13 protein-coding genes are annotated in these 12,490 nt (G+C 68.6%); 8 read left to right on the top strand and 5 right to left on the bottom strand.

All coding sequences use genetic code 11. The features are described from left to right. Positions 1 to 6: 6 nt before the first annotated feature. From ACIHA7_RS37765 to pcaC, 8 genes are read left to right on the top strand one after another with little or no spacing between them, the layout of a single operon-like run. Positions 7 to 816, top strand: coding sequence for a CoA transferase subunit A (locus tag ACIHA7_RS37765; protein WP_397296557.1), 810 nt, complete (start codon positions 7 to 9; stop codon positions 814 to 816). Next, complete coding sequence (locus tag ACIHA7_RS37760; RefSeq protein WP_397296555.1) at positions 813 to 1,556, top strand: CoA-transferase subunit beta; 744 nt, start codon at positions 813 to 815, stop codon at positions 1,554 to 1,556. The genes ACIHA7_RS37765 and ACIHA7_RS37760 overlap by 4 nt, the downstream gene beginning before the upstream one ends. A gap of 40 nt (positions 1,557 to 1,596) precedes the next feature. Continuing rightward, positions 1,597 to 2,778 (top strand): thiolase family protein, encoded by a 1,182-nt coding sequence (locus tag ACIHA7_RS37755; protein WP_397296553.1) that lies wholly within the window; start codon positions 1,597 to 1,599, stop codon positions 2,776 to 2,778. Next, positions 2,775 to 3,500: a protocatechuate 3,4-dioxygenase subunit beta gene (gene pcaH, locus ACIHA7_RS37750; protein ID WP_397296552.1), complete on the top strand. Its 726-nt coding sequence runs from the start codon at positions 2,775 to 2,777 to the stop codon at positions 3,498 to 3,500. The genes ACIHA7_RS37755 and pcaH overlap by 4 nt, the downstream gene beginning before the upstream one ends. Beyond that, positions 3,493 to 4,029, top strand: coding sequence for a protocatechuate 3,4-dioxygenase subunit alpha (gene pcaG, locus ACIHA7_RS37745; protein ID WP_397296551.1), 537 nt, complete (start codon positions 3,493 to 3,495; stop codon positions 4,027 to 4,029). The genes pcaH and pcaG overlap by 8 nt, the downstream gene beginning before the upstream one ends. Next, a complete protein-coding gene (gene pcaB, locus ACIHA7_RS37740; protein ID WP_397296549.1) occupies positions 4,022 to 5,401 on the top strand; it encodes a 3-carboxy-cis,cis-muconate cycloisomerase in 1,380 nt (459 codons plus the stop codon). Before pcaG ends, pcaB begins: the two co-directional genes overlap by 8 nt. Continuing rightward, positions 5,398 to 6,174: a 3-oxoadipate enol-lactonase gene (pcaD, locus tag ACIHA7_RS37735; protein WP_397296548.1), complete on the top strand. Its 777-nt coding sequence runs from the start codon at positions 5,398 to 5,400 to the stop codon at positions 6,172 to 6,174. The genes pcaB and pcaD overlap by 4 nt, the downstream gene beginning before the upstream one ends. Further along, a complete protein-coding gene (gene pcaC / locus ACIHA7_RS37730; RefSeq protein WP_397296546.1) occupies positions 6,171 to 6,560 on the top strand; it encodes a 4-carboxymuconolactone decarboxylase in 390 nt (129 codons plus the stop codon). Before pcaD ends, pcaC begins: the two co-directional genes overlap by 4 nt. Before the next feature lie 6 nt (positions 6,561 to 6,566). On the opposite strand, the gene ACIHA7_RS37725 is transcribed toward pcaC, so the two are convergent. From ACIHA7_RS37725 to hemA, 5 genes are all read right to left on the bottom strand, one after another. Next, positions 6,567 to 7,118: a TerD family protein gene (locus tag ACIHA7_RS37725; protein WP_397296544.1), complete on the bottom strand. Its 552-nt coding sequence runs from the start codon at positions 7,116 to 7,118 to the stop codon at positions 6,567 to 6,569. A gap of 129 nt (positions 7,119 to 7,247) precedes the next feature. Then, positions 7,248 to 8,702, bottom strand: a complete 1,455-nt coding sequence (locus tag ACIHA7_RS37720; protein ID WP_397296542.1) for an NAD-dependent succinate-semialdehyde dehydrogenase — start codon at positions 8,700 to 8,702, stop codon at positions 7,248 to 7,250. Further along, positions 8,695 to 9,987 carry an aspartate aminotransferase family protein gene (locus ACIHA7_RS37715; protein WP_397296540.1) on the bottom strand — a complete coding sequence of 431 codons (1,293 nt, stop codon included), beginning with the start codon at positions 9,985 to 9,987 and terminating at the stop codon, positions 8,695 to 8,697. Before ACIHA7_RS37715 ends, ACIHA7_RS37720 begins: the two co-directional genes overlap by 8 nt. Then, a complete protein-coding gene (locus tag ACIHA7_RS37710; protein WP_397296538.1) occupies positions 9,984 to 11,219 on the bottom strand; it encodes an MFS transporter in 1,236 nt (411 codons plus the stop codon). The genes ACIHA7_RS37715 and ACIHA7_RS37710 overlap by 4 nt, the downstream gene beginning before the upstream one ends. Continuing rightward, positions 11,216 to 12,478, bottom strand: a complete 1,263-nt coding sequence (gene hemA, locus ACIHA7_RS37705) for a 5-aminolevulinate synthase (RefSeq protein ID WP_397296536.1) — start codon at positions 12,476 to 12,478, stop codon at positions 11,216 to 11,218. The genes ACIHA7_RS37710 and hemA overlap by 4 nt, the downstream gene beginning before the upstream one ends. Between the last annotated feature and the right edge of the window lie 12 nt (positions 12,479 to 12,490).

Below are 12,490 nucleotides of genomic sequence, written 5' to 3'. Positions count from 1 at the left end.
GTGATTGTGGCCCGGATTTCGTCCTTGGCGGACGCGGTAGCCGAACTCGTCCACGACGGCGACACCGTTGCCCTGGAGGGCTTTACGCACCTGATCCCGGTCGCGGCCGGACACGAGATCATCCGGCAGCGCAGGCGCGAGCTGACCCTGGTGCGGATGACCCCCGACATCGTGTACGACCAGCTGATCGGCGCAGGCTGCGCGGCGAAACTGGTGTTCTCCTGGGGTGGTAACCCTGGAGTCGGTTCCCTGCACCGGTTTCGGGACGCGGTCGAGCATGCCTGGCCGAGCGCGCTGGCGATCGAGGAGCACAGCCACGCGGGCATGGCCAACCGCTATGTCGCGGGTGCCTCCGGACTGCCGTTCGCGGTGCTGCGTGGCTACGTTGGCACGGATCTGCCGACGGTGACCGAGACCATCAAGCCGATCACCTGCCCGTTCACCGGCGAGCGGTTGACCGCGGTGCCCGCGATCAACCCGGACGTCACCGTGATTCACGCCCAGCGTGCGGACCGGGCCGGGAACGTACAGCTGTGGGGTCTGCTCGGGGTGCAGAAGGAAGCCGTGCTGGCCGCGCGCCGCAGCCTGGTCACGGTCGAAGAGATCGTCGACGAGCTCACCCCGGTGCCCGGTGCGATACTCCTGCCTGCATGGGCGGTGACGATGGTGGCCGAGGTCCCCGGCGGCGCGAATCCTTCGTACGCACAGGGGTATTCCGACCGAGACAACGCCTATTACGCCGCGTGGGACGCGATCAGTCGTGATCGGACACGTTTCGCCGACTGGCTGGCGCAGCACGTAGGGAGCGTGGCATGAACTCGACTTCCACCGAGACGATGACGGTCGCGGCCGCGCGGGCGCTGCGCGGTGGGCAGCGCTGCTTCGTCGGCATCGGCCTGCCGTCCACCGCCGCGAATCTGGCGCGCACCACCCATGCTCCGGATCTGGTGCTGATCTACGAGTCCGGCACCTTGGGTTCCAAACCGGGCCGACTGCCCGCCTCGATCGGTGACGGCATCCTCGCCGAGACCGCCGACGCGGTGATCAGCGTGCCGGAGGTGTTCAACTACTGGCTGCAGCCGGGACGCATCGACATCGGGTTCCTCGGCGCGGCGCAGCTGGATCGCTTCGGCAATATCAACACCACCGTCATCGGCGACTACCGGAAGCCGAAGGTGCGGCTGCCCGGAGCTGGTGGCGCGCCGGAGATCGCCGCGTCGTGCGGTGAGGTGTTCGTCGTGGTCCGGCAATCGCGCCAATCCTTCGTCGAGCGAGTCGATTTCGTCACCTCGTTCGGGCACGGGCGCGGCGGTGCCGAGCGCGCGCGCCTGGGGCTGCGCGGGGCCGGGCCGACCCAGGTGATCACCGATCTGGGCATCATGCGGCCCGATGCGAACGGTGAGCTGGTACTGACCGCCGTGCACCCAGGCGTAACCGTCGAACAGGTCCGCGCGGCGACCGGCTGGGAATTGCAGGTGGCCGCCGATCTGGCCGTCACCGAACCGCCGACCGCCACCGAACTCGCGGCGCTGCACACCTTGCAGGCGACATCATGAGTGACACGGCAACGCCACTGCTTGTTCGCGAGGCACAGTCATGAGCGCAGCATTTCTCTACGACGGCGTGCGAACGCCCTTCGGCCGCTATGGCGGTGCGCTCGCCGGCACCCGCCCCGACGATCTCGCCGCGCACGTCCTGCGCACGCTGGCCGAGCGTACGGATTTGGACCCGGCGACGGTGGACGACGTGCTGTTCGGCGCCGCCAACCAGGCGGGCGAGGACAATCGCAACGTCGCGCGGATGGCCGCGCTGCTCGCGGGCTGGCCGACCTCGGTGCCCGGCGGCACCGTGAACCGGTTGTGCGGCTCTAGTCTGGACGCGGTGCTACACGCCTCGCGCATGATCGAGACCGGTGACGCCGCTGTCCTGGTGGCGGGCGGAGTCGAGTCGATGAGCCGCGCACCTTGGGTACTGACCAAGCCGCCCAAGGGATTTCCCGCGGGCGACGCCACGCTGCACTCGACGACACTGGGCTGGCGGCTGGTCAATCCGGCCATGCCCGCACGGTGGACGGTATCGCTGGGCGAGGGCACCGAACTGCTCGCCGACCTGTTCGGCATCGATCGCGCGGCACAGGACGAATTCGCCACGCGCAGTCACCAACTCGCCGCGCAGGCCTGGAAGAACGGCTTCTACGCCGATCACGTCGCGGCCGTGCCCGGCATCGACCTCAGCCGGGACGAACCGATGCGCCAGGACACCACGGTGGCCACCCTGGCGCGCCTGCGCCCTTCTTTCCGCACGAACGGGACGGTGACCGCGGGAAATGCCTCGCCACTGAGCGACGGCGCGTGTGCGCTGCTGCTCGGTGACGAGACGCTCGCCGATCGGATCGGCAGCGCGCCACTGGCCCGCATCGCCGGGCGCGGCGCGGCAGGCGTCGACCCGGACGCATTCGGCATCGGTCCGGTAGAAGCCGCGCGAATCGCATTGCGGCGCGCCGGGATCGGCTGGGGCGAGGTCGGGGTGGTGGAACTGAACGAGGCGTTCGCCGCGCAGTCGCTCGCCTGTCTGGCCGGGTGGCCGGAGCTGGACCCGGCGATCGTCAATGTGAACGGCGGCGCGATCGCGCTCGGGCATCCGCTCGGTGCGTCCGGCGCCAGGATCGTCAATCAGCTCGCCCGCGAAATGCGGCACCGCGGCTGCCGGTGGGGACTGGCCGCACTGTGTATCGGCGTCGGCCAAGGTCTCGCCGTCGTGCTGGAGGCAACATCATGAAGACACGACCGGCGGCTGGTTTCCGTCGCGACCCCGACGACATCCACCCGCCGCTGGACTTTCCCGGCTACACCTCCACGGTGCTGCGGCATCCGCGTGAATCACTGATCCTGTTGCCGCAGCGGCTCACCGAGCTCACCGGGCCAGTGTTCGGCTCGGATCGACTGGGCCCCAACGACAACGACCTGACCGCTCAGCATGCGGGCGAGCCGATCGGTCAGCGCATCATCGTGCACGGGCGACTGCTCGACGGCGACGGCAAGCCCATCCCGCACTCGCTCGTGGAGATCTGGCAGGCCAACGCGGGCGGGCGCTATCGGCACGACCGCGACCGCTGGAACTGCGCGCTCGACCCCAACTTCGACGGGGCCGGGCGCACCTACACCGACCATGCGGGGCGCTACGAGTTCACCACCATCAAGCCCGGCGCTTACCCGTGGCGTAACCACCACAACGCGTGGCGGCCCGCGCACATCCACTTCTCGCTGTTCGGACAGGCCTTCACCCAGCGGCTGGTGACGCAGATGTACTTCCCGGACGATCCGCTGTTCTTCCAGGATCCGGTCTTCAACTCGGTTCCCGAGCATGCTCGGGAATTACTGGTCAGCCGTTTCGATCACGCGCGCAGCGAGCCGGAGCGGGCACTGGCCTTCGAGTTCGACATCGTCCTGCGCGGGGCCGGCGCGACACCGTTCGAACACGAGGCGGACGACGATGACTAGCTTGCGCAGCACTCCGTCCCAGACCGTTGGACCTTATCTGCACATCGGCTTGATCCGCGACGAGTGCGAGCTCGCCGTGCCGCTGGGAACGCCTGGCGCGGTGTGGATTACAGGCCGGGTGTTCGACGGAGCGGGCACCGCCATCGACGACGCCATGGTCGAGACCTGGCAGGCCGACGCACCGGGCTCGGCCGACGACGAGCAGAGCGGCCGAAGAGGCTTCGCGCGCAGCGACACTCGGCGCGGGCAGTTCGCCCTCTACACGGTCGTCCCCGGTCCGGTGTGCGACGGTGCCGGGGGTCTGCAGGCTCCGCACCTCGATATGTCGGTGTTCGCCCGTGGGCTCCTGCATCGGCTGGTCACCCGGGTCTACTTTCCGGAGCACGCCGACCGGCATCGGGCCGACCCGGTGCTGGTCACGGTGCCACCGGAGCGGCGAGACACACTGATCGCGGTGCGCGACGGCGCGGGATACGTGTTCGACGTGTACCTCCAGGGCGCGAGCGAAACGGTGTTCTTCGATGTCTGAGGGGTTGTTCGACGGCGTGCTCGCGGCGGGACCCGTCGCCGAGCTGGTCGGTGATCGGGCCTGGGTGCAAGCGATGCTCGATTTCGAGGCGGCGCTCGCCCTGGCCTCGGCCGCGACCGGCGTGATCCCGGCCGAGGCCGCAGCCGTCATCGAAAGCTGCTGCCACGCAGAGCAGTACGACGTCGCTGCGCTCGGCGCGGCGGCGGTGGGCATCGGCAATCCCGCGGGACCGCTGGTGCGCGCGCTGACGGCGCGGGTCACTCCCGAGGCCGCCGCCTACGTGCATCTGGGCGCGACCAGTCAGGATGTCCTCGATACCGCTGCCATGCTGGTGACCGCGCGGGCACTGACCGCGTTGCGCGCCGATCTGCACGCCTGCGCGGACAGACTCGCGCAACTCGCGCAGGAGCACGCGGAAACGGTGCTGGCCGGACGCAGTCTGTTGCAGCAGGCGCCGCCGGTCACCTTCGGGCTCACCGCGGCAGGGTGGCTCGGCGGCGTCGTCGCGGCGCTGGACCGGATCGACGTGATTCTCCGGGACCGTCTCGCGGTCCAATTCGGCGGCGCTGTCGGCACTTTGGCGGCATTGCGCGGCAAGGGCAGCCAGGTGTCGAGCGAGCTGACTCGTCGTCTCGGACTCGCCGAGCCGGTTTTGCCGTGGCATACCGAGCGCAGCCGGATCGCCGAGGTCGCCGGGGTACTCGGTCAGACGAGCGGTGCGGTCGCGAAGATCGCGCGCGACATCACCCTGCTGGCGCAGACCGAGATCGCCGAGGTGCTCGAACAGGGCCCGCCGGGCAGCGGTGGCTCGTCGACGATGCCGCACAAGCGGAATCCGGTCGCCGCGGTGCTGGCCGTCGGTTCGGCGGCGCAGGCCCCCGGGCTGGTCGCCACGCTGCTTGGCACCGCGGCGCACGAACACCAGCGGGCCGCCGGATCGTGGCATGCCGAGTGGCGGCCGCTGATCGAGCTGCTGCGCAGCACGGGGTCGGCGGCGCACTGGCTTCGGGTCTGCCTGGACCGCCTTCGGATCGATGCGCAGCGGATGCGCGCCGACATCGACAGCAGCGGTGGCCGACTGCTGGCCGAGCACGTCGCCATCGAGTTGGTGTCCGCGTCGCGCGGTGCGGTGGGTAGACAAGAGGCAGGCGACCTCGTCGCGGAGTGTTGCCGTCAGGCCGAGGCGACAGCGACCGATCTCGCCGACGTGCTCGCGACCGATCCCGTGATCGCGAAGTTTCTGAACCGCAGCAGAATCGGTGAGCTGCTCGAGCCGGCCGGATATCTGGGTTCCACGCAGGAATTCATTCGGCGCGCACTACGTGACCGGCAGTCGCGCCTACGACCGCCGGCGGCGCAGGGGGAGCGATGACGGCGGTCGATGTCCACTATGTCGTGGCGGGCGCGTCGGATGGTCCGCCGGTGCTGCTGAGTGGGTCGCTCGGCAGCGATCTGCGGATGTGGGAACCCCAGGTCGCCGCGCTGACGGCGGCGGGCTATCGGGTCGTGCGCTACGACCATCGCGGGCACGGCCGTTCTCCCGTTCCGCCCGGACCGTACGCGCTGCCCGATCTCGGTGCCGACGCGCTCGCACTGCTCGACCGGCTGCACATTCGCCGGGCGCACTTCGTCGGCCTGTCGCTAGGCGGCATGGTCGGAATGTGGGTCGGCCAGCACGCACCGCACCGGCTGCGCACGTTGACGCTGTGCTGCACCTCGGCCGAGCTCGGACCGCCCGGCGGCTGGGCCGACCGCGCCGCGACTGTTCGCGCCCAGGGGACCGGCGCGGTGGCGGAGGCGGCCGTGCAGCGCTGGTTCACCCCGGGGTGGCGGGCCGCCCGTCCGGAACGGACCCGCGACTTCCAGGACATGATCGCGAGCACTCCCGCCGAAGGCTATGCCGCGTGCTGTGGAGCGATCGAGACGATGGACCTCACCGCACGCCTGCCCAGGATCAGCGCGCCCACACTGGTCATCGCGGGCGCGGACGATCCCGCGACGCCGCCGCCGCACGCACATCGGATAGTCGATGCGGTGCCGTTGGCGCGGCTCGAAATCATCGGCCCGGCAGCACATCTGGCCAATATCGAACAGCCGGGCATCGTCAATGAATTGATCCTCGGACAGCTGAAGGAGAACTCGTGAACGAGCGGGCACAACAGGGTTCGCAAGTGCGGCGCGAGGTGCTCGGCGACGCGCACGTCGATCGCGCCGAAGCCGGCACCACGGAATTCACCCGCCCGTTCCAGGAGTACATCACCGAGGCGGTGTGGGGATCACTCTGGACCCGACCCGGCCTGGATCGCCGTACCCGAAGCTGCATAACGCTGGCGATACTCACGGCATTGGGCAGGCACGAGGAAATAGCGATGCACGTCCGTGCCGCCATCGGCAACGGCGTCACTACCGCGGAGATCGCCGAGGTCCTGTTGCATACCGGCGCTTACGCGGGAGTTCCCGCCGCGAACGCCGCCTTCGCCATCGGGCAGCAGGTGCTGGACGAACTCGACGGTCCGGCCCGCGCGCGCTGAATCCCGTTACGGCACCAAGGTTCTCAGCTGAGGCACCGCGTCGGCGGGATGCCTGGCCGAAATCCCTTCGCCGATCGCGTCGAATTGCCACACGTTGCCCGATCGGGCCAATTTGCCGAGGATCAGCCCGGTGTGCGACCCGGCGCTGCTCAGGTCGTAGCGGGCGATCTCCACATCGGACACCCCATCGACGATGCGGCAGAACGCATTCTCGATCTGGTCGAAGGTCTGGCCCGTGTAACAGGTCACCAGGAAGAACACCAGGGTGACCTCAGGTGCCAGCCTGGTCAGATCGACGGTGATGATCTCGTTGTCGCCGTCGCCTTCTCCGGTGGTGCTGTCGCCGAGATGGCGCGCCGCGCCGTCCCTGGACATGAGCTGCTCGTGGTAGACGACGTCCACGAGGTTGTCCTCGGCGTACAACAAGGCGGAAGCGTTCAGGTCGATGTCTTTGGCTCCGCCGCTGAACCAACGGCGCTGGTGGACCGGGTCCCAGCCGAGAGCCATGCTGACGTAGTGAAGTCCGCCCCTGCTGTCATCCCTGAGTGTCACGAACATGGTGCGAATCTCCCCGCGGTCGAACGGCCCGACCCGCCGCTCTGCGGGCCGGGTTTGCCGACCAGACTTCCCGGCGCACCTACCCGTAAAGATGCCGTAAAAATACGCGTATGGCAAGTCGCTCCGGTTTCAGGGCAGGGCAATATATTTGGTTTCGAGGTACTCCTCGATGCCCTCGGTGCCCGCCTCGCGGCCGAGACCGGACTCCTTGACGCCGCCGAAAGGCGCTGCCACGTCGGAGATGACGCCGCGGTTCACCCCCACCATGCCGGACTCGAGCGCCTCGGCAACGCGTAGCGCGCGGTCCAGGTCAGCGGTGTAAATGTATGCGGCGAGCCCGAATTCGGTGTTGTCGGCGGCGATGATCCCCTCCGTCTCGCCGTCGAAGCCGGTGATCGCGGCCACCGGGCCGAACACCTCCTCGCGCAGAATGCGCGCGTCGGCAGGCACGTCGGTCAACACGGTCGGCTCGAAGAAGTAGCCTTCGCCCGCGATGCGCGCGCCGCCGGTGGCCACGAGTGCGCCCTTTGCTGTTGCGTCACTGACCAATTCGGTGACGATGTCACGCTGCTTCGCACTGATCAGCGGACCGACCTGCACCCCGTCGAGATGGCCTGGACCGACTTTCAATGCGCGCATGCGGTCGGTCAGCTTGGTGGTGAACTCCGCGCGGACCGCGTTGTCGACGTGAAAGCGGTTCGCCGCGGTACAGGCCTCGCCGGTGTTGCGCATCTTGGCCGCCATCGCGCCGTCGACCGCCGCATCGATGTCGGCATCGGCGAAGACGACGAAGGGCGCGTTGCCGCCGAGCTCCATCGAGGCGCGCAGGACCCGCGTAGCCGACTGTGCGAGCAGTATTTTGCCGACGCCGGTCGACCCGGTGAAGGTCACCTTGCGCAGCCGATCGTCGGCGAACATCGGGTCGGTGAGCGGCGCCGCGTCCGCGGTCGGCAGGATCGACAGCACGCCGGGTGGCAGTCCGGCGTCGGTGAGGACCTGTCCGAGCAGCAGCATGGTCAGTGGCGTCTCCGCGGCGGGCTTGACCACCACCGTGCACCCTGCCGCCAGCGCGGGGGCGATCTTGCGGGTGCCCATGGCGAGCGGGAAGTTCCACGGCGTGATGGCCAAGGTCGGGCCGACCGGCTGTTTGGTGACCAGGATGCGGCCGTTGCCGGACGGCGACCGCGTGTAGCGGCCGTGCACGCGGACCGCCTCCTCGGCGAACCAGCGCAGGAACTCCGCGCCGTAGTCGACCTCGCCCTGGCTTTCCGTCAGCGGTTTGCCCATCTCCAGTGTCATCAGCATGGCGAAGTCGTCGCGGCGTGCGATGACCAGTTCCCAGGCCCGGCGCAAGATTTCGGCGCGCTCGCGAGAGGGCGTTGCGGCCCAACCGCTTTGCGCCGCGGCTGCGGCATCGAGGGCTCGCACGCCATCGGCGGCCGCCGCGTCGGCAACCTCGGTCAGGACCTCGCCGGTAGCCGGATTGTGCACGGGGAAGGTGCTTCCCGCCAGCGCCGGTGTCTGCTCGCCGCCGATCCACAGTTCGGTGGGTAGGGCGGCGAGCAGCTCTGTTACCTCACGCATGGTCGGCTCGGTTCCCGGAGACCGTCGACAGCGTCTTGTCGAGGCGATCGGCCAGCTCATCGATGAGCTCGGGGGTGCTGTTCAGCGGCGGTGCCACGAGCACCGAATTGGTTGTCTCGCCGATGCCTGCGGCACAGAGCACAAGCCCGTTCTCCTTCGCAGCGGCGATGATTCGCTTGTTCGTGTCGGCCGGCTGTCCGGGCACTATGTGCAACGCCCGCATGAGCCCGATGCCCGACTGATCCGACAACAGCGTCGGATGCCGGTCGCACAGGCTGGTCAGCGCCGCCGCGAGCAGTTCACCGACCCGCGCGGCGTTGCGCAACAGCGCTTCGTCCTCGAGCACGCTCAGCACCGCGTTGGCGACCGCACAGGCCAGCGGGTTCGCGGACATGGTGTGCCCCAGCGCGATCGGGCCGAGCGGCTCCGCGATCGCCGAGGTGATGGTCTCGGCGATCATGGTGACCGCCAGGCTGGTGTAGCCGCCGGTGACGCCCTTGCCCGAGGTCAGCATGTCGGGGGCGATACCGGAATGGTCGCAGGCCCACCATTTTCCGGTACGTCCGAAGCCGGACATCACTTCGTCGGCGATGAGGACGATCCCGTTGTTCTTCGTCTCCCGGCGTAGCCAGTGCATGGTATCGACGTCGATGGGTGCGGCACCCGACGATGCGCCGCCGAGCGGTTCGATGACGATGGCGGCGACCTTGGCAGGTCCGACGCCGAGCAGGGCCTGGGCCCATTCCTCGTGGGTGGCGCGCCGCCGACCGGGTTTCGGGCGCACCAGGACTCGATCTCCGTGGTGCCGGCCCAACAGCGGCTCCACCGACGGATCGCGCTTGTTGGGACTGCCGGTGATGGACAACGCCGCCGCGGTCATCCCGTGGTAGCTGGGCTCCTCGGACAGGATGACGGTGCGCTGCGGTGCGCCGCGCCGGTGCTGGTAGGCGAACGCCAGCCGCAGCGCGCATTCATTGGCCTCGGACCCGGAGTTGCTGTACTCGATCGCGGCGGTCGCGGCGGGCGCGATGGTGAGCAGGCGCTCGGTGAGTCGCCGCGCGGGCGCATTGCCGAACTGCGTGCGATGCACGAAGGTCAACTGCCGGAGCTGGTCCTCGATGGCCTGCAGCACGGCCGGATGCGCATGTCCGACATTCACATTGAGCACGCCGGAAGAGCCGTCGAGGTAGTCGTTTCCGTCGGCGTCGTAGATGTAGGGGCCCTGTGCCCACGCCGCGACGGGCAGGGCGGTTCGGTTCGGCGCGGTGGTCGATGCGGGAATCATGCTGGCTGACGGTCCTTTCGGAGCAGGACGAGGAGGGCGGCCGCGACCAGCGCCGCCGTGATACCGAGGGCGGCGGTCGATCCGGCGAAGGCGGCACCGCCGACGGCGAGCGTGCCGAGCAGCGTGGTGCCGATCGCGATGCCCGCGTTCATCATCGAGTTGTTCCAGGCGACGACCGACGCACGCTGGGTCGGATCGGCCGAGGAGAGGTAAGCCTGCTGGCTGGAGTAGAACGCCCCGCCGAACACGCACCACAGGGTCAGCGCCACCAGGGCGACGAGCACCTGGTGCGTGCTCAAAGCCACTGCGGCACATGGGGCGAATGCCGCGGCGGCGACCACCGAAACCCACACGCCGCTGATATTTCGCCGGTGCAAGTGATCGAGGATGGTGCCGGTGCTCAGCGACCCGACCAGCGATCCCGCGCCGACGAGCAGGCCGACGAGTCCGAGTGCGTTGAGGCTGAAACCGAAACGATGGGCGAAGATCACCCCGACGAAGGTGTAGGCGCCGAGCCGGCCCGCCTGCAGCAACAGTGTCGCGATCAGCCCCAAGCTGATGCGCGGTTGCGCCCACGGGGCCAACAGCGCGCCGAAGCCGCGGGCGGTGCCGGTCGCCGGGGTGTGCTCGAGCCGCGCGTACAGCACCGCCGAGGTGGCGATCATCAGCAGGCCGACGGCCAGGAACGGCCACCGCCAACTGGTCAGCGAGGCAAGGGCGGCGCCGAGTGGCACGCCGAGCACCTGCCCGAGCGAGTAGACGCTCGCGCCGAGCGAGATCACCCGCCCACGCCGGTGCTGCGGTGTGCGTTCGGCGAGATAAGCCCAGATCGCAGGGGCCGCGATCGCCGCACCCAGGCCGGTGATGCCACGCCCGGCGACCAACATGGGCAGTGAACTCGCCGCCGCGCACGCCAGATTGCCGAGCATGAAGACGAGCGAGCCGAGCAGGATCGACCAGCGCCGCGGATACCGGTCGGCGAGGATGCCGAAGGGCGGACCGGCAACGGCGTAGACGAGAACGTAGGCGGTGACAATGGTGGCCGATGCGGCGACCGACGCGTGCAACGATCGCGCGATATCCGGCAGCATCGGTGCCACCAGATACATTTCGGCGCCCATCAGGAAGAACGCGGCGTAGAGAAGTATGTGCTGAGCCCACGGCGTCGGGGGCTCAGCCTCCACCGCCGGATGCAGGCTCCGGCGTGGCTCGGCCCGCGTCCCGATACTCATACCGAAACCTTCTCCAGCGCAGCATGGCTGGGGATCGGGAGTACCGGACGGCGGGGCAGGTTCAGCCGCGACCAGACGGTGTCGATGATCTCGGCGAAGCGGTGTACGGCCGCGGGACTGTGCACCGGTGACGGATTGATCCGGAGTCGTTCGGTGCCGCGCGCGACGGACGGGAAGTTGATCGGCTGGGCGTATTGGCGGTATTCCTCGAGCAGGATATCGGCCAGCTGTTTGCATTTGTACGGGTCACCTACGAGGACGGGAACGATATGACTTTCGGTGGAAACCAAGGGGATCTCGGCGTCGGCGAGCAGGTCTTGGAGTAGTCCGGCCCGGTGGTGCAGCAGGATTCGCTCGTTGTCGGACTCCCGCAGATGCCGCACGCTCGCCAGCGCGGCGGCCGCGAGCGCGGGTGGCATCGCGAGGGTGAAGATGAAGGCCGGCGCGAAACTGCGCACGGCGTCGAGGATCGGCGCGGGCCCGGTCAGGTAGCCGCCCAGGGTGCCATAGCCTTTGGCGAAGGTCCCCATCAGCAGATCGACCTGATCCGCGCAGCCGAGCTGAGCGGCCATCCCTGACCCCTCCGGGCCGTACATGCCGACCGAGTGTGCCTCGTCGACGTAGACGAGCGCGCCGTGCTTCTTCGCTACGGCACACAGTTCGGGCATCGGCGCGATATCGCCGTCCATCGAGTAGATCGATTCGAAGGCAACGATCTTCGGGCGATCCGGGTCGGTGGCCGCGAGCAGTTCGTCGAGGTGCGCGGGATCGTTGTGGCGGAAGATGCGCCGCTCGGCGCGGGAGGCGCGCATGCCGAGGATCATCGACGCGTGGTTCTGTTCGTCGGAGAAGAAGATGGCGCCGGGTAGCTCCTTGCCGAGCACGCCGAGCACGGCATCGTTGACGGCGTAACCGGTGATGAAGGTCAGGCCCGCCTCCTTCCGATGCAGTTGTGCCACTTCGCGTTCCAGCAGGATGTGCGTGTGGTTGTTGCCGGAGATATTGCGCGATCCGCCCGCCGCGACACCCGAGCGGTTCACCGACCGGTGCATGGCTTCGACGACGGCGGGGAGCTGGCCCATGCCGAGGTGGTCGTTGCTACACCACACCGTGATCTCGCGCAGCCCGTCGCGGTGGTGGTGCACCGCCTGCGGGAATCGGCCTGCCAGGCGCTCGATCTCGACGAAAGTGCGATATTGGCCCGACGCTCGGATGTCGTCGATTCGTCGCTCGAAAAAGGCCGTGTAGTCGAAAGCCATGGGGGTCTCCGT

Source organism: Nocardia sp. NPDC052316 (genome assembly GCF_044547795.1).
Classification (GTDB): domain Bacteria; phylum Actinomycetota; class Actinomycetes; order Mycobacteriales; family Mycobacteriaceae; genus Nocardia.
The sequence above is the reverse complement of the archived record's forward strand: the minus strand, read 5'-3'. Positions and strand labels throughout refer to the sequence as shown.